This window comes from Dyadobacter sp. SRI_021, from assembly GCF_057586235.1.
Window position 1 is genome coordinate 114,985 of sequence record NZ_JBYCZM010000004.1, and the last position, 18,241, is coordinate 133,225.

Annotated in this window: 13 protein-coding genes; 6 read left to right on the forward strand and 7 right to left on the reverse strand. The window is 50.9% G+C overall.

Annotated elements, in window-relative coordinates:
• Positions 1–101 precede the first annotated feature (101 nt).
• The 3 genes from AC2YIT_RS13460 to AC2YIT_RS13470 all read left to right on the forward strand — a co-directional run bounded on the left by AC2YIT_RS13460 (position 102) and on the right by AC2YIT_RS13470 (position 1,413).
• The gene (locus AC2YIT_RS13460) at positions 102–539 is read left to right on the forward strand and encodes a VOC family protein (RefSeq protein WP_487279498.1); all 438 of its coding nucleotides are present in this window, start codon (positions 102–104) and stop codon (positions 537–539) included.
• Positions 529–1,113 (forward strand): YdeI/OmpD-associated family protein, encoded by a 585-nt coding sequence (locus AC2YIT_RS13465; RefSeq protein WP_487279499.1) that lies wholly within the window; start codon positions 529–531, stop codon positions 1,111–1,113. Before AC2YIT_RS13460 ends, AC2YIT_RS13465 begins: the two co-directional genes overlap by 11 nt.
• 72 nt (positions 1,114–1,185) lie before the next feature.
• Positions 1,186–1,413, forward strand: a complete 228-nt coding sequence (locus AC2YIT_RS13470) for a hypothetical protein (protein ID WP_487279500.1) — start codon at positions 1,186–1,188, stop codon at positions 1,411–1,413.
• Positions 1,414–1,654: 241 nt separating this feature from the next.
• On the opposite strand, the gene AC2YIT_RS13475 is transcribed toward AC2YIT_RS13470, so the two are convergent.
• Positions 1,655–5,512, reverse strand: a complete 3,858-nt coding sequence (locus AC2YIT_RS13475; RefSeq protein WP_487279501.1) for a PVC-type heme-binding CxxCH protein — start codon at positions 5,510–5,512, stop codon at positions 1,655–1,657.
• 180 nt (positions 5,513–5,692) lie between these two features.
• Here AC2YIT_RS13475 and AC2YIT_RS13480 point away from each other — a divergent pair, with 180 nt between their 5' ends.
• Complete coding sequence (locus AC2YIT_RS13480; RefSeq protein ID WP_487279502.1) at positions 5,693–6,580, forward strand: hypothetical protein; 888 nt, start codon at positions 5,693–5,695, stop codon at positions 6,578–6,580.
• Between the two features lie 49 nt (positions 6,581–6,629).
• Here AC2YIT_RS13480 and AC2YIT_RS13485 read toward each other — a convergent pair whose 3' ends face one another.
• The 4 genes from AC2YIT_RS13485 to AC2YIT_RS13500 form a co-directional block, all read right to left on the reverse strand.
• Positions 6,630–7,538: a bestrophin family protein gene (locus AC2YIT_RS13485; protein WP_430845874.1), complete on the reverse strand. Its 909-nt coding sequence runs from the start codon at positions 7,536–7,538 to the stop codon at positions 6,630–6,632.
• A 53-nt stretch (positions 7,539–7,591) separates the two neighbouring features.
• Positions 7,592–8,044, reverse strand: a complete 453-nt coding sequence (locus AC2YIT_RS13490) for a hypothetical protein (RefSeq protein WP_487279503.1) — start codon at positions 8,042–8,044, stop codon at positions 7,592–7,594.
• A 152-nt stretch (positions 8,045–8,196) separates the two neighbouring features.
• A complete protein-coding gene (locus AC2YIT_RS13495; RefSeq protein ID WP_430845872.1) occupies positions 8,197–9,558 on the reverse strand; it encodes a HAMP domain-containing sensor histidine kinase in 1,362 nt (453 codons plus the stop codon).
• Positions 9,542–10,240, reverse strand: coding sequence for a response regulator transcription factor (locus AC2YIT_RS13500; protein WP_430846412.1), 699 nt, complete (start codon positions 10,238–10,240; stop codon positions 9,542–9,544). The genes AC2YIT_RS13495 and AC2YIT_RS13500 overlap by 17 nt, the downstream gene beginning before the upstream one ends.
• Positions 10,241–10,402: 162 nt before the next feature.
• Here AC2YIT_RS13500 and AC2YIT_RS13505 point away from each other — a divergent pair, with 162 nt between their 5' ends.
• Positions 10,403–14,086 (forward strand): BamA/TamA family outer membrane protein, encoded by a 3,684-nt coding sequence (locus AC2YIT_RS13505; RefSeq protein ID WP_487279504.1) that lies wholly within the window; start codon positions 10,403–10,405, stop codon positions 14,084–14,086.
• Positions 14,087–14,184: 98 nt separating this feature from the next.
• On the opposite strand, the gene AC2YIT_RS13510 is transcribed toward AC2YIT_RS13505, so the two are convergent.
• Positions 14,185–15,138 carry a Fic family protein gene (locus tag AC2YIT_RS13510; protein ID WP_487279505.1) on the reverse strand — a complete coding sequence of 318 codons (954 nt, stop codon included), beginning with the start codon at positions 15,136–15,138 and terminating at the stop codon, positions 14,185–14,187.
• 130 nt (positions 15,139–15,268) lie between these two features.
• Entirely contained in the window at positions 15,269–15,523 is a 255-nt protein-coding gene (locus tag AC2YIT_RS13515; RefSeq protein ID WP_430845869.1) for a hypothetical protein, read from the reverse strand.
• Positions 15,524–16,112: 589 nt separating this feature from the next.
• Between AC2YIT_RS13515 and AC2YIT_RS13520 the strand changes: the two genes are divergently transcribed.
• Positions 16,113–18,239 carry a type IA DNA topoisomerase gene (locus tag AC2YIT_RS13520; RefSeq protein ID WP_487279506.1) on the forward strand — a complete coding sequence of 709 codons (2,127 nt, stop codon included), beginning with the start codon at positions 16,113–16,115 and terminating at the stop codon, positions 18,237–18,239.
• The last annotated feature ends 2 nt before the right edge of the window (positions 18,240–18,241 follow it).

An 18,241-nucleotide genomic window follows, 5' to 3' on the forward strand; every position in this document is an offset into this window, starting at 1 on the left:
AATCGCAAGTTTTTTGAGACAACTGAAAACCTGCTGACACAGGGCTGTCACAATGGTTACTTAGCTTTGCATCAACTCCAAACCAAAACCCAAAACCAGACATGGCCACAACAACGTCACTCAGAGGATTCGCAACTGTCAATTTCTACGCAGCCGACCTCGATGCCGCGAAAAAATGGTATTCAGAAGTATTTGAAATCCAGCCTTACTTCGAAAAGCCAGGTTATATCGAGTTTCGTGTGGGCGATTACGAACATGAAATGGGCATTATCGATGCCAAATGGGCACCTCCTAGTGCCGCAGGGACGCCTGCCGCAGGGACGCCTGCCGCAGGGACGCCTGGCGGAGCGATCATTTACTGGCATGTCGATGATGTAGAAGCAGCTTATAACAGATTGCTGGATTTGGGGGCCACTACTTATCAGCCGGTTATTACGCGAGGCGAAGGATTTGTGACGGCTTCCGTAGTCGATCCGTTCGGCAACATTCTAGGCGTGATGTACAACAAGCATTATCTGTCAATTGCAAATGGAAACTAAAAACGGAATTGAGGCCATCGCCGCGCCAAGTAGCGAAGAATGGCGCGCCTGGCTGGCAAAAAATGGCACGAAAAAGGACGCTGTATTTCTGATCATTTACCATAAAGACAGCCCGACGCCCAGTATCGGCTATAAAGAGTCCATCGAGCACGCATTGTGCTACGGCTGGATTGACAGCAAGGCCATCAAGCGCGACGCGGAAAGCTTCTATCTCACATTCACGAAACGTAACCCGAAAAGCAAGTGGAGCATCGTGAACAAAGAACGCGCCGCCCGGATGACCAATGCGGGCCTGATGCGCCCCGAAGGCCAGGCGATGATCGACCTTGCAAAGGAAACGGGTGCCTGGGACGCCCTCGAAACCGCTGGCAATGCGGTGATCCCCGACGACTTGCAGCAGGCTCTCGACGCTAATCAGAAGGCATTCGAAAACTTCGCCAGATTCGCCCCTTCTTCCAAAAGGCTGATCCTGGAATGGATATTGAATGCAAAAAGGCCTGAAACACGCGAAAAACGCATTACGCAGTCGGTGGAAATGGCTGCACGCAACGAACGCGCGAATCACCCGCGCTGAAACTTTTTTCGCCTTTGATACCTTTGCTAGCATGAATGTCCGCATTCATTGACCATGCAAATTGATATCAACATGTCCGCCCCACAACTAACCGGCCTGCAAAAACGCGCTTCGAAATACCTCAATAAAGCAATCTCCTACCAACTCCGGCCGGGCGAAGTGATTGAAGGCTATTTCTCGGGCTTTGATCCTAATTCCATAGACCGGGCGGTGATTCAGATGTCGAACGCAGCGGATAAAACCACGTTGCCGCTGATGACGGTGCTGAATTATTTTGAGGGTATTGAGGATGAGGAATAGACCGCAAAATTTGCAAACCGAAAGCAAATCATGAAAAAGGTGCAGCGCACCGCAAGACTTGTAGACCGAATGCAAATCACGACAATGCAAAGGTGCAGCGCACCGTAACAAAAGCGTTATAAGCTAACAAAAATTCGCCATCGCATTTCTGACCGGCCGGAAGCCTGCGAATAGGCGGCACGAAGCCAGAGCTTCGCGCCATTGTTACCTTGAATAATTTCTATTGATGCCTACGTCCACCCTACTTTCCTCCATTGCTCTTGCTCGATGGCACTTGCGCCGTACTTCGCAAATACGCGATCAACTCGGTCACCTCTTTATCGGAAAGGTTATCCAGCAGCCCGGTCGGCATCATCGATGATGGCGTTACCTCGCGGGTTTGAATGTCGGATTTGTTGATTAAAACAGCGTCCTGTCCTACGATGCGCAGTGTGAGCTGCCGATCGGTTTCTTTGGCAACGTTACCTACGTATGTACGCCCGTCGCGGGTAGTGATGACGACCATTTTGTAGTCGTCCTGGATTTCGCCGCTGGGGTCAAGGATGTTGCCCAGGAGGTAGTCGAGGTTCGCACGGTTGGAGCCCGTAAGCTCGGGACCGATGATGCCGCCTTCGCCATAAAGTTTGTGGCAAGGAGCACAGGTGCGTTGAAATACCAGGCGGCCCTGGGTTTTGCTGGCTTCGGCTACTGCCTTGTCGGTAAGAAGCGTACGATATTTTTTATAGGTCTTTTCATCGAATGCGACGTGGTCGATAGGCCCCCATACTTCCACAAAACCGCTTCCGACCACTCGCCGGAGCTGGCGGGCGACATAGGTCGGCACGTCCTTTTTAGGAACTACATTCTTTGAAATGGCCTGCGTAAGGAGCCAGCCTGATTTCGGGCGGGAAGCCAGGGTTTGTACCGCTTCTGATTTTTCCTGCGTATTGAATTTCGGATAGGCGTCGATGAGCTGCCTGGCCAATGGCTCGCTATCGTAACCGGCCACCGCACGGATCGCTTCGAGGCGCAATGCATTGTCGTTCAACAGTGCGGGAAGTTCAGCTGCGAGCTCGGGGCGCTGGCGCGCGGCGAGGGATTGGAGGGCCTTTTTGCGCTCTGCCAATGCGGCGGATTTATTTTTTAATGTCGCTAACGCAGTTTTCGCAGATTCGGTGTCGCCAAAATGACGGCCGAGGTCTGCGGCAAGCCGGGCAGTGGGTTTGTCTGCCTGCTTCAATTTGGCGTAAACGGCATTCCAGTTTTCAGGCGTTTTAATGTCGGTCCGGCCTTCGAGACCGTCCCGCATACCCGTCAGGATATCCACCCTGTTCGACGTCGATTTACCGGCGGTTGCCACCAGCGTATTGATTTGATCAGCATCTACCAATCTCCTGGCTATAAATTGGGTCACCATCGGAACCTTACTCCCCGCGGCCAGTTCCAACGCTTTGGCGGCATTGTCCTTTACCAACGGCTCGATCCCAAACCAGACCATCTTCGGGAGATTATGGTCCTGCGCATCCTCTGCGTGCGTAAGCAAGCCTTTGGCAATAGCCCATTTTGCATTAGAATCCAGTCGTTGCAGGGCCGAGGCCAGGTAGAGCCTCACCACAGGCGACGGATCACTTACCGCCATTTGCGCAAACTGGCCGGTAACGTCCGTTCCCGGCTGCGCATCTTCGCACAGGAACTGGATTGCCCAGGCCCGCACGTGGATATCCGCATCAGACAGCGCCTGTTTCAATACTGCACTACTCAGGTTATCAGTCACTTTCAACGCCCACATGGCACGAAGGCGGTTGTCGGCGTTGTCTTTGGATTGATATAATGCATTCAGTTTTGCCACCGCATCTTGCGAAATCTTGCCTGTCGCGGCCCGACTTTGCAAAATCACGCGGGCGCGGCGGGCATGCCACTCACTTTTGCTTGTTTGCAATGCGGCGAGCTCTGCATCTGAAAGTTTGTTGAGATCGTCGTAGCGCCCTTTCCAGTTTTCGGCGAGGGAGTTTTTGGGCATAACCCTGTAAATCCGTCCGGTTTCGGAGTTGAGCACATCCGAACCGCAAATGTCGGCGTCATGCCAGTCGAGGATGTACATGCCTCCCTCGGGCCCTATTTCCATGCTGAAACCGACCCATTGCGCATTGTTGGCCATCAGGAAATCGTCGCTATGCTTGCCCGAAAAGCCCGAACCTTTGGGCACGAGTTCGTCCGAAAGAATACCGTGTTCGTGGATGTTAGCCATGAATATCCTGCCGCGCTCCGAAGACGGGAATGCATCGGAAAGGTAAATACGCGCCCCGCCATGCGCCGACCGGTGGCTATGATCGGCGATAGTCTTGATATCGTTATACACGTAAGGATTGAAATGCTGCCCGCCCTGCCGGTGGTAAATGCCGCCCGGCACCACGTGCCACAAATGCGGGATCACACAGGCGGTGATAAATAGCTGGCCTTTTGCATCATAGTCAATGCCCCAGGGATTACTGAAACCGTGGGCGACCACTTCAAACTTGCGCTTCGTAGGATGGTACCGCCACACGCCGCCATTGATATCGACACCGTCCTCCACCTCGATATTCTCGGGAAAGGCATCGTTATGCCGGTACAATTTACCTTTTCCAACCGGCTTGCCCACTTTGGAAGGTGTCGCAAAGCCTTGCAAACCGTAAAGCCAGCCATCCGGCCCCCAATGGAAGCTATTGAGCGTTTCGTGGCGATCACGAATACCCCAGCCGGTCAGGCGGACTTCGATACCATCCACATCTGCCTTGTCGTCTCCGTTTTTATCGGGTACAAAAAGCAGGTTGGGCGGCGCTCCGACGAACACCCCGCCAAAACCGACCGCCAGTGCAGCCGGAAACGCAATGCCTTCCATAAATACCTTCCTGCTATCGGCCACGCCATCGTGATCAGTGTCTTCCAGGATCAGAATGCGGCTGGTACCGGCGTTGGAAAAGCCTTTGCCGCGCGATTCGTAGTCTTTGTTCTCGGCAATCCACATCCGGCCGCGGTCGTCCCAGCAGAATGCCATCGGCTGGGTCATCATCGGCTCGGAAGCAAATGCATTGACCTGATAACCGTCCTTGACTGTCATGGCGGCCACTGCTTCCTGTGCGCTTAGAAATTTAGCCTCCCTTCCCTCCTTCTGCGCCAATGCCCAAAGCGCCGTGGTATTATATTGGCCTGTGTTACCAATGAACTCGCCGAAAGTTTTATTCAGCTCAACATCCTTAAAATCACCCGTGTAAACGACCAGTTCATGCTTGATGATCTCGGTTTCTCCTTTTTTAATATGCCAATCACCCTTACGCGCGCGTGCAGGTCCTGCGCCCAGCTGCCCGTCCACACGCCAGGTGTTCGGATAGCCTTTGTTAGATGGATGGTCCAGAATAGCAATGTGCGCCAAATCACTACGGCCTTCTACCTGCATACCGATATCCACCCACATGGCGGCCTGTCCTTCTGCTTTTTCGTTCTTTTGGCGGGCCGCATTTATCACCGCACCTTTGATGCCCTCTTTCCACGGCATACGCACAAAAAGGCCGCCGTAGTCATATTTGCCGATCGTTACGTCGGTTTTGGCCTCGCCGCTCCATTCCAGGTCCAGAAGATACTTCCCGTCTTTCACCCGCATCGACCAGTTTTGTGTCTCGGTCAACACGGCTGTGCCGGTGGAATCGAGCAGGTCGTAGACGGTTTGCCATTTCACTTCCGTACCTTTTGCTTCGATCACGCGGGCCGACACTTTTTTCCAATAACCATCGCTTGGGTGGTGGAAATAGTCACGACCATTCACGCGGGTGTAACCCCAGTAAATGCCTGTCTGATGCTTATGGTGCCCCGGACTATACTCAGTTAGAACGCCTTTACCGTCGGGAGCAACGAGTGGGTGCAGGTAAGGCCGAAAATCGGGTTTTGCATTCTGTGTTAATATTGGTTTGGTGTCGTTGCCCCTGAAAATACTGATTGTTTCGCCCTTGGCATCCTGTACAGCACGCAGTGGCGTGTCGGCAGAATGAGGCGCCACATATTCCATTGCGGGCCGGTTAAAATCATCTTCAAATGCAAATAATACAAAAGCAAATAACAGCGGTAGCAACCTGAGCAAGTTCATGAGCAGAAGTCCTGGGTTTAGGATTAAATACGGATGCAGTATGACCATCCCGATATGCCGACATAAGTAAAAAGCCCCCCGGAATTACTCAATATTTCATGTTCCTGCTTGTTTACTTCAATTTGATTCAAAGAAAATGCCTAACTTGAGGGTAACACAACCCCCATCAACAGCCGCGCCATGACATCCTTGAAACTCTTCATCCTCTTCATTACGATCACCATGATGCATAATCACGGGATCATTTACCGCACCAGTTCGAAACGTTCGACACTGCGGCCGCGGGAGACAATGGAAGATCGCATTAAACCCAAACCCGCAAACATGCTCGGCACCTGGCGCATTTCCGGCGTGAGTATCACCGAGCGTGGAATCGTTCAGCCCGACGGGCAACCGTTGAGACAATTCGAGGCGGGTGATAAACACAGTATGTTGATCTCGTTCTTCCCAGACAGTACTTTCACCAGAGTGGGAACGGCAGGCGAATACACCGCCGGGAGATGGGATTTTGATACGACTGCCCACACCATTTTCCTTACCTTTAACCGTAAGACGGAGGAAATAGGCGTATTCTTTTCCTACACCGGCAATGGAATGCGATTGATCAACTTCGAATATTCGCCCAACGAAAGCGTTTCGCTGATCGAATACGGTCACAAGCTGCTGCGCTTCCAGGATGATCCTTATTTTGAAAAAAACAACTGGTGGCGTGTCAAACCCGCGAAATCGGAAAGTGACGTTCAAATCCGCGCCAGACTGCTCAACTATCTGGCCCATACGGCATCGATCCTCAGCAGCGCGCAGGTCCGCGAGCAGGATTATATTTCCATGGAGTTTTCCCAGGGCATTGTGAAGCTTTATAATGTGGGAGTCGGAATAGTAAAAAAAGACAAAATCCCGGCTACTTGGCTGGGCTCATTCTACTCGGTCGAAGAGGCGCACAAGGCCTATGATATGTTTGAGGATTATCTCTTTACAGCCAAACACAAGAAATACCAGAGTGGCAACTGGGTGCGCGATGATCATCACATCCTTGTCGACATTCACAATGGCATGAAACAAAAATAGCAGCGGCGCCGAGGCGCCGCTGGCACGAAGCCTGAGCTTCGCACCATCCTTACAAAATATAGAACTTCTCGGGCTGGAATGCCTGCGGCACGTGCTTGTCCCGCATCATCTGCTTCAAATCACGCTCGATATTCCGCGAGATAGACAGCACAGGCGTATCGGTCGGCTTGTTCTCGAACGGATCCTGCAAATGGATCGCCATTTTTTCGATCAGGAAGAAACACGCGGTAATCACTACCAGAACCGGTACCATGAGGAAACCGAACAGCTGCACGAGCCCGAACGGCAACAGAAGGATGAAGAAGTGTAATGCCAAATGAATGTAAAGGCTGTAAGTCGACGGAAACACCGTGTTCTTGATCCGCTCCGACTTACCCATATGGTCGCACAAGCGCGTAAGCGTCTGATCGAGCTCTACTTGTTGATACGGATTCAACCAGCCTTGTTTCAATGCATTATTCAAATCACGTGCGTGCAACTGCACGAGCCCGACGTGCTTGTTATCGAAGTCTTTGAGGTATTCCAATTCTTCCTCCGACACAAACTTGCTGATCATCGGCATCGGGTCGTCGCGCCGAAGCCCCTTGCCCAAAGCATAACACCAGGCGATCTGGCGTTTGATCATCCGTTTTTTGAAACCATCGATCCTATCCGGATCCAACGGGTCCTCCATCAATGAAAGGATCTGGCGCGCAAACGTACGGGAGTCGTTCACGATAGCTCCCCATACGATCCGGGCCTCCCACCAGCGGTCATAAGCCTGGTTGGAGCGAAATGCAAGCAGCAGCGAAATAATCGTCCCGAGCACACTGTGCACCGTCATCGGGATCGAAATATTGGTAATATGGAAATTCTGGTAAATGATCTCGATCGCAATACCGTAGATCGTCACGAACAGGATTTCGTATTTGATTTTACCAAAAATATAGCCTATGGGAATATTCTTTTTGAGAAGCATAATTCACTGATATTTACCTTTTTCACAATCTCAATAATCAAAACAAGAGTACTTTACCGGTAGCTGTCGGCGAGCGACGTAGCCCGCACCATATCGGCGTTGATCATCGTGTAGCCCGTCTTTTTCAGCACCGGCAGTGCGTCCAGACTGCTCCGGGTCAGCTTGGGAATGCCATACTGCCCGGAATAAGCGATGTAATCCGTTTCGTAGTATTCGAGAAAATTTTTCAGGAGCGCCAGCTTGTTGCCGTAGAAGAAATCGATCTTAATGCTGGTCAATTCCGGATAGGTATCTTTGAGCATTCTGCATTCCTGCCAGAACTCCTCCGGAACGAGTTCATATTCCTTTTCGCGGTATGTGGAAAAGAGCAGGTCCTGGATGTCGTCGGCCACGTGGAAAAGGTGCGTGAAGACTACTCGCACCTCGTCGCGGATATCTCTCACAATGGCTTCAGCGATTTGAATGCCTTCATTTGTAAAGTCCGTTGGTATCACCACTGTTCTCATATAAATGCCGTCTGTTAAGTTAACAATGCGTTGATAATCAATCAACAATGCAATGTTACAGCGGAGACATTAGCCCTGTTTAAGAGCTGCATTATAATATAGTGAGAGACTTATTAGAATGAAGTAAGAATATTAAAATGAGATAAGAACACTCAAAAGTACTTGAAAGGCAGGTAGGTGGTGAAGCGTGTCCCTTCTCCCACCCTGCTCTGTACGTCGGCCTTACCCTGGTGCATCCGTATGATATTGTGGGTCAGCGGCAAACCAATCCCGTAACCTTTGTACCGGGCCGTGTTGGAGGCCCTGAAAAACGGTACGAATATCTGCCCTATCTCTCGGTCGGGAATACCAATGCCCTGATCGGTGATCTCGACGATCACATATTTAGCGTCAGCGCTGATCTTAATCGTCACCGGCTTGTTGTCGGAATATTTGCAGCTGTTGAGCACAATATTGGAAAAAGCAGCTTTCAGTAATGCCAGGTTTCCGTTCACAGTAAGCTTTCGCTCATCGTCGGGCAAGTTATCGAAATCAATGGACACCTGGTTTTCCGGGATAATGCGATCGGCAGCTTCTTTCACCGAAAGGATCAGTTCGTCGATCCGCACCTCTTCCCATTGCTCTTTCTTTCCGTCAAAACCGGTTTGAGCGAGACTGAGCATGCTGTTGGTCAGGTGTTCGAGCTTTTCGACTTCTTTATAAATATTCAAAAACGATTCCTTTGCCGCATCGGGCAGGCCCGGCATCGACATACCCAGCTCGGCCTCCCCGCTCACGACTGTCAACGGCGTCCGGAACTCGTGGGACGCATTGCTGACGAAGTTGTTCTGCATTTCAAAAGTTACTTCCAGCCTGTCGAGCATATCGTTGAAAGTCCTCGAAAGCGCCTCCACATCGTCGTCGGTAGGCTCCACCACGAGCCGTTGATGCAGGTTATGGGCATTAATACCCTTCACATTACGGATAATGCGGCGGATCGGCTTGAAGATTTCGTTGGAAAACAGCTTCCCGAATGTGAACACAAAAACCATCGCAATGAAAAAACCGATCAGCAGCAGGTTTTTCAGGTTATTCATTTCCTGCATGCCGTAAGTGTCGAGCGCCGACGACACCACCATTATATCCCGATTATCCCGCGCAACACGAAGCACCACATAAGAAGTGTCGTGGTTGAAAAACCTGACCGGAATATCGTGTTGAGCAGGTTCATAAAACGACGACGGCAAGGCAAGCCGTTTTTTGGTCGCTTCGTCGGGCTGCCCAGGCAAGATGCGGTGTTTTTCGTAGGGCAGACTACCCAGATGCCGCTCCTTTATATCGTAATAGATGGATGAGAGAGATTTGTTATCCTGCAAAGCCGCATGCCCCACGATATCCGACCGCACTTCGAGACGGTGGAAAAAGCTTGTAGCAATATTTTCAGAAGCAAAAAAATAGACAAATACGCTCAACGCCAGGATAATACCGGCAGATAATGCGGTAAAGATCAGTGCGATCTTATTTTGAATCTTCATACGACTGACGAATCACATATCCCATCCCAAACACAGTGTGTATCAGCTTAATATCATGATTTTTATCTATTTTTTTCCGGAGATAATTGATATACACATCCACGACATTCGTCCCCAGATTGAAATTGATATCCCACACATTTTCCAGGATTTCCATTCTATTCAGTACACGGTTGGTATTTGAAAGGAGGTATTCCAGAAGACGGAATTCCGTGGCTGTCAGTTCGATCGGCTGCCCTCCGCGTTTAACCGTCTTCGTTACTTTGTCGAGCACGAGGTCGCCCAACGTTAATATTTTGTCGTTTTTCTCCTTTTCCGGTTCCTTACCGCGGCGAATAAGCGTCCGAAGCCGCGCTTCCAGTTCAGCTAATTTGAAAGGCTTGGTCATGTAGTCGTCTGCTCCCGCGTCGAGGCCCGATACGATGTTTTCAGTCGTACCAAGCGCAGTCAGCATCAGGATCGGCGTGGTAACCTGTGCCTGGCGCGCACGGCGGCAGACCTCCATGCCGTTAATGATCGGGATCATCAGATCTAGAATAATCACGTCGAACTGGTGCTGTAACGCCATTTGCAGCCCCGATTGCCCGTCCATAGCGATTGTGATCTCATGGCCGTTGGCGGTAAGGCTGCGCTGGATCAGGGATATCACGTTAGGCTCATCTTCAATGAGCAAAAGCTTCATGGGTAACTTGGAAAACGGCATTGCAATTGAGGTTTTAAAGTGTAAGGTATAAAAAAACCGCTTGGCAATACATTTTTCCAACATTTCCGTGCTTGCTACCATTTCAATCCGCGGGGATTACTGTTAAATTGTCAATCTTTTCACACGCAACGCTCCCATACCTTGGCTACACTTCTACCATGCACTCCTAACGGACTCAAAAACTGTGCGAAATGCCTCGCCGCGTCCGTCTTGTCTATCCTTTTGGCCGCCTGCAGTCTGTACGCTGCCGATTTCAAAGTGATACTCACAGGCAACACAGCCGACTTTGAAAATCCCGCCGACATTTTTCCGATCATCGAAAACTACCTCGCTACCAAACCGGGTCCAGTGCTCTGGGTATTCAACGGAGATTCCTTTCCCGAGCAGATGACCATCGAACAGGTCACTGAATGGAAAAGGAAGGCCAATGCCCTACTCGACCGCAACCCGGAACTGCATATGCTCCTCAATCAGGGCGACCGCGAGTGGCTCAACTCCGGCAAGGATGGCTGGCAGCGCATCACGGCATTGGAAAAAGCGCTCGACCGCGAAAAACATCAGCGTTTTCAGCTATTTCTAGGCCATGGCTGCCCCGGCCCGTGGACGGTTTCTTTCCCCATGCTCGAAGTAGTGGTGATCAACTCCCAATGGTGGAACCACCCGCATGATAAACCCAAACCCTCCTCCGACGCTTGCACCATCGCCGACACCGACAATTTCGTAGAAGAACTGGAAGGTATTCTTGATGAGACGACCGATAAAAACGTGCTTGTGCTCTCCCACTTCCCCATTGAGTCGCTGGGAAATTATGGCGGGCGATTTTCGGCAGCATCCTATTTCTCCCCTCCGCTGATAGGCAACGCATTGGTAGGCTTCCGGCAGAACATCGGTACCAGCCGCGACATTTCGAATGCCAACCTGGGCCTGTATCGTTACAAAGTGAATGGCGTATTGCAGGATTACAGCTCGGTGATCCTTGCCTCCGGACACGAACGAAACCAGTCGGTTGTGCAAAAGGATAAGAATTTCCTTATTAATAGCGGCGGAATCGCCGGAGGCTCATTCATCGCGCATAGCAGCAAGGCCGCGTTAGCGTCATCATCAGCCGGTTTTATAGAAATAACCTATTCTTCAAATGGCTATGTGAGCTATCAGCACTGGTCGGTGAGCGGAACTCAGGTGTCGAAAAAGGAAACTGGTCCGATATTCGCATCGGCATGCGAAAATGCTGCCAAAGGCATTACCAACACGCTTTTCCAACCCTGTAACCCGGTAATCAAGCCTTCCGACAAAATGGACACGCCGCGACCCGAGCCAACCACCGTGGCGGCGGGCAGTGAATACGCCAGCAGGCGTTTCAAGGAAAAATGGTTTGGGAAACATTACCGCGACTCCTGGACCGTGCCTGTTAAAGTCCCGTATCTCGACATGGACACGACCTTCGGTGGGCTGGTCATAGCCGGAAAAGGCGGCGGCCGACAAACGACCTCCCTTAAACTCGTGGCGGGTAATGGAAAGGAATACGTCTTCCGCTCAGTAGACAAAGATCCTTTCCGCGCGCTCGCCTACGAGCTGCGCGGGACGGTCGTCTCGCAGGTACTCAAAGACCAGACCTCCACCCAGCAGCCCTATGGCGCCATGGCTGTGGCGCCGCTGCTCGACAAGATCGGAATCCTGCATGCTAGTCCCGAACTGTTTGTTCTGCCGAAAGACAACAAATTGGGTGCATTCAAAGAGCAGTACGGCAACCTTTTCGGAATGCTGGAAGAGCGGCCGACCGACAAAATCTCTAAATCGAAGGTTTTTGGAGGAGCCAAAGACATTGAAAAGAGCTTCAAGCTATTCAACAAGCTCTACCATGATCATGACAACCGTGTCGACAAGGCCGAGTTTGCCCGGGCACGCATGTTCGACCTTTGGATCGGCGATTGGAGCAAGCACGAAGACAACTGGAAATGGGCGGGTTACAAAACCGCCGACGGCGAGCTCTACCGCCCGATCCCCCGCGACCGCGACCATGCATTCTCCCGCTGGGACGGCATCATCCCCTGGCTGGCCGACCGCGAATGGGGCATGCCTAACGGCGAGAACTTCGCCGAACGCATTCACGGCCTCCGCAGCCTTATGTGGCAGGCCCGGCACCTCGACCGCTTCCTGGGCAGCGAGCTGACCAAATCGGATTGGATAAAAGCTGCCGGAGAAATCCGGAATGCCATTCAAGAGCAGGACATCGCCGCCGCTGTGCACAACATGCCCTCCGAGATTTATGAAAAAGACGGACGCGAAATCGAGCGAAAACTGAAAGTACGCATCGGCGACCTGCAAAAGTATGCCGCCGAATATTACGCATTACTGGCAAGGGAAGTGGACGTGGTTGGCTCCAATAAAGCAGAATATTTCAAGGTAATGCGTGAAAAGAACGGGCAGGTAACGGTAACTGTCTACGATGTTTTCAAACAAAGCCGACAAGCCGATACTTCCAAAACCTACTATCATCGCGTTTTCGATCCGGCAGAAACCCGCGAAATCAGGTTGAACGGGCTGGGTGGCGATGATGTTTTCGATATTCAGGGAAAATCCGATCGATCGATTCTCGTGCGCATTATCAGCGGGAGCGGCGAGGACTACATTGCGGACAGGTCCGATGTAAGCAAAGGGCCCCAACAAACCCTCATTTATGAAAAAGATCCCAATCCGCTCCATGAGCTCGGCACGGAAGCACGTGAAGTGAAGCCAGTCGACGAGCGCTACTACGAATACGACCGCAATGCATTCAAATACAACACTTATCTGCCCATTGCATTGCTTACCTACAACCCGTTCGTGGGTTTCGCCGTCCACGGGGGCGTCACATTCACCCGCCAACGTTTCGGCAAGCCCGACTTCGCCGTGAAACACTCGCTCAGCGCGTCGGTGAGTGTAAAAGGAAATTATGAGTTTAGTTACAACAATCAGTTCCGGCAGTTGGTGGGCCAATGGGACGGCATTTCGCAAATGACGCTCTCCAGGCCGCTCAATTACAACTTTTTCTTCGGAGTGGGTAACGATACGCCCAAAAACAACGAGCTGCCTTCCAACTACTACCGCACCCAGTACAACTCGTTCGCCGTATCGGCCGGTTTGCTCCGCCAATTCTGGAAACAGAGCAAAATCGAAGTTACCGGAAGCTATGAGCTCGCCGAGGGTATTCTAAGAAACAACAGCTACCTCGCCGACCACCCGGATATTTTCGGTGTAGAGCAATTGCATTTGATCTTTGCCAAAGGTATTCTCAACCTCGACTTCCGAGACCGTGCCGCATTACCCGAACGCGGCTTCCGCTTACAGCTGACCCAGCAGGCCGGCCATGTTTCGCAATCCCGCAACGACCTGGCCTCGATATCGGAACTTGAAATCGAGCAATATCTGTCCAACCACAGCAAAAACCCGCTCACCCTGGGCCTCCGCCTGGGCGGCGGCATCGCGAAAGGCCAGCTGCCATTTTACAAACTATTCTCGCTGGGCCAGCTTAACGACCTCCGCGGTTTCAAACGCAACCGCTTCACCGGGGAATCGAAGGGTTTCCTCAACACCGAACTGCGCTGGCAGCTTACCGAAACCCGGAACACCTTTGTCCCACTAAAAATGGGTGTGCGGGCATTTTATGATGTGGGAAGAGTCTGGGCAAAAAACGACCCCGGCGGCGCCAACTACTGGCACCAGGGCTACGGCGGCGGATTTTACATCACGCCCTTCCGCGAGCAATTTGCGTTCAATATCAGCGCGGGAACGTCCAAAGAAGAATCGCTCTTGCTGATGATCTCCATCGGAAGCTTTTTCAGGTAGGACAAAGCGCAGCACCAGCCTATGCAGCAAAAGAATATCGATACACAAGCTGGGTCGAACCTCCCGGTTCGGCCCCACCATTTCAAGGCCTCTGGCCGCTAACGTTTCCGCTTTCTATTCTCGACATAATCCTTTACCGCCTCTCGCGTAGTATACCAAACATTTCCCTCCTTGTAAGCGTCGATCTTCCCCTGGCGCGCCAGCAGGCTCACATACTCCTGCCCATAAGGCACTTCCGGCTCCTCCACAATGCGTACGATCGGCTCATATTCATACTCATACCCCGGCAAAGCACTCAAGTAGATATTCAGACTACGCTCCAATGCCTGCGTCATCAAAACGCACAGCTTCTGGTACGACCCCTTGTTGGCCTGATTCAGGGCCTCATAGTATTTCTTCCTGTCATTTTTAAGAATAATCGCCGGGGGAAACCCAGCGCGCATCAGCAAGAGGTTCATCGCCAGCCGCACCGTCCGCCCGTTTCCGTCGAAAAACGGATGTATCCAAACCAGCCGATGATGGAAAACCGTCGCCAGCAAAATATCATTCAGGCCCATCGGGTTCTCATTCGTAAACCCAATCAACTGATCGAGCAGATCCGGCACCTTCCGCGCATTAGGCGGCGTAAAGTTCGCCCCCACGATGCGCACGCCTCCATCGCGTATGCGCCCGGCAAAATCATCCTCGACGGACCGCATCACCAGCTCATGCAGCGAAAGGATATCGATACCCCGCATAGCATAATCCGGGCTCACCAGGCTATACAGGTATTGGATCGCCTTTTCATGGTTATGCACTTCAAAATGCTCCCGAAGTGACTTTCCTTTAATGGTAATACCCTCTTGCAACACCAGTTGTGTTTCTCTTAAACTAAGCGTATTGCCTTCAATGCTGTTACTATTATAAGTCCATTCCAAGGCCAATCCTTCCCGGATTTTCGCCAAAGCGGAAGAAGGAATAGGACGACTGCTTTTAATCCGGTCGCGTTTCTCGTACAACCTGTCAAACACGGGCTGTATGTCGAGTATATCGGTGAGTTCTGGCTCAAACATAGCGCTAATATCGGAATTTTTCTTTTTTTATCCTATCCGATATTAAGTACCCCACAAAAAAAGGGAGAAAAGCTTCTCCCTTTTTAAAACCATCAATCAATCTTAACCGAACCCCATGAGGTTCAATCACTTACTTCGTAGTTACACTTTTCAATTGGAGGCCTACGATAGCGGCTTTCTGAGCAGCGCTATAATTGGTGTCAGGCGTATTTTTCACTTTTTGCGGTGCAGGGCTATCCAGAACTGGTGCCGCAGCAGGCAATGTGTTGTTAACAACTGCTACTTTGGTTTTTTCTTCAATTGTATATGTAGAATTGTTGTTGGCATAAGCTGCGCTAGTGATTGCCACCAAAGCAACGGCTAGCATATTTTTTGCATTTTTCATTGTTAATAGTGTTTTATGTTTTCCTTGTGTTCTCAATCGTATTTCGAGTACAAATATAATACAATATTCTGAAAACAAACGTTCAATGCACTTGACAACAGAATAGTACAACACCTGCTACATGCAAAAATGCCCGTTAGCAAAACAAAAATTATATAACTATTCAAAGATTCGAAATCTGAAAGTTATCAAATTGTCACTTTTTGACCCTTATAAGATTTTGCACCGCCGAACGCCTATGTTACCTTATTGTTAAGCGCCATTAAACACTTCCATTTTATTCTAAATCAACCTTCCAAAACCAAATTATATTTGGAGTGGATTCTACCAATACCCAAAATCACCGAAGAATTACCGCACAGAAACCTAAAACCGCGAATTTTTTTTGAAAAATTTTTGAAAAATTTTTCTCCGGATTGATTATTCGGTAAAAATTGGCCCTTTACAAGCCTTTTGACAGGTCGGCAGGGAGGTAAATCGAGCCGGCGGCGGCGGGAAGTCTGGACAAAAATGACCATCTTTGCACCCCCTCAACGGGAACGACAACAGACACGCCGGTCATACAGAAAGCGACCGTGGAAAGGAACCTATGAAAGTTTGCATTGCGGAAAAACCCAGCGTAGCCAAAGATATTGCAGCAGTGATCGGCGCCAGCCAGCGCCGCGACGGCTATTACGAGGGTAACGGCTATCAGGTAACCTGGACTTTCGGCCATTTCTGTACATTAAAAGAACCGCACGACTACACCGAACGCTGGAAATCATGGCGGCTGGAAGACCTGCCGATGATCCCTTCCAGTTTCGGGATCAAGCTGATAGACAATGAAGGCGCTATGCGGCAGTTCGGCGTGATCGAAAACCTCGTTCGCAATTGCGAAGAGGTGATCAACTGTGGTGATGCCGGCCAGGAAGGCGAGCTGATCCAGCGCTGGGTGCTGCTGAAAGCGAAATGTACCGCACCTGTCAAGCGGCTGTGGATTTCATCGCTCACCGAACAGGCCATCCGCGAGGGTTTCGAGAAACTCCGTGAAGGCAGCCAGTATGACAACTTGTACGCAGCTGGCAGCGCACGCGCAATCGGCGACTGGCTGCTCGGCATGAATGCAACCCGGCTTTTTACCAAGAAATTCGGCGGCGGAAAGGCAGTACTGTCCATCGGACGCGTACAGACGCCTACCCTCGCGCTGATCGTCCAGCGACAAAAGGAAATCGATGCATTTGTTTCGGAAGAATACTGGGAGCTAAAAACCGTCTACCGCGAAACGGAGTTTACCGCGACCATCGACCGCATTAAGAACGTCGAAAAAGCCAACAAAGGCCTTGCATACCTCCAACAGCACGATTTTGAAGTAACCGCATTTGAAAAAAAGGAAGGCAAGGAGGGTAACCCGAGGCTTTTCGACCTCACTTCGTTACAAGTTGAGGCTAATAAAAAATACGGCTATTCGGCGGAGGATACTTTAAAACACATTCAAAACCTCTACGAAAAGAAGTTCGTTACATACCCCCGGGTTGATACCACTTATCTTTCCGAAGATCTGCACCCGAAAGTCGAAGGCATCCTGCGCGAGCTGACTTATTACAGCCAGTACACAGCGCCGCTGCTAGCGAATTTGCCGATCCCCAAATCGAAGAACGTTTTCGACGACAAGAAGGTAACCGATCACCACGCGATTATCCCAACCGGCGTGCTGCCCGTGCATATCGGCCAGGATGAAAAGCGCATTTATGACCTGATCACCAGACGTTTTATCGCTGTTTTCTACCCCGAATGTAAGGTATCCAACACCACCGTGCTGGGAATGGTCGGGCAGGTAGAATTTAAAGCCACGGGCAAGCAAATCCTCGAACTGGGCTGGCGGGAATTGTACGTGAACGACAATGCCGTTAAAAAAGAGACCGAAGAGGAAAAAGTAATGCCGATTTTCGAAGTAGGCGAGCGCGGCCCGCACGAACCGCGCGTGCACCAGGGCAAAACTTCCCCGCCCAAAGCCTACACTGAGGCAACGTTGCTACGCGCCATGGAAACCGCAGGAAAACAGGTCGAAGACGAGGAAATGCGGGAATTGATGAAGGACAACGGCATAGGTCGCCCGTCGACACGCGCCAATATCATCGAGACGCTTTTCAAGCGTAAATACATCGAGAAAAAAAAGAAGAATGTATATGCCACGCAAACCGGTATTGACCTGATCGATACCATCCAAAACGAACTGCTCAAAAGCGCCGAGCTCACCGGACATTGGGAACGTAAACTCCGCCTGATCGAAAAAGGCGAATACGCGATGGACACTTTCAAACAGGAGCTGATTGAAATGGTGGTGAAGCTTACGCACGAAGTCAAAAATGAGCGTGCGCGGTCCATTACCATCATTGAGGAAACGCCGCTGGTCGCCGAGAAAGAGGAGAAACCCAAAAAGGAGCGCAAGCCGCGCGAACCCAAAGAAGAGGTTTCGATTGAAACCCTGCATTGCCCCAAATGCAAGGAACACCTTTTAAAGAAGGGCAAAACAGCCTACGGGTGCAGCAATTTCCAGGCTTGCGGCTTTAAGATACCTTTTGAGTTTTTGGGCAAGAAACTGACCGATAAGCACATTTTCGAGCTGCTCAGCAAAGGCAAAACCGCCAAAATCAAAGGCCTCCAGATTCCCGGCAGTGCCGAACCAATCGACGCACGGCTGGTAATGAATGGCGACTTCAATTTTGAAGTCGGGTAGCG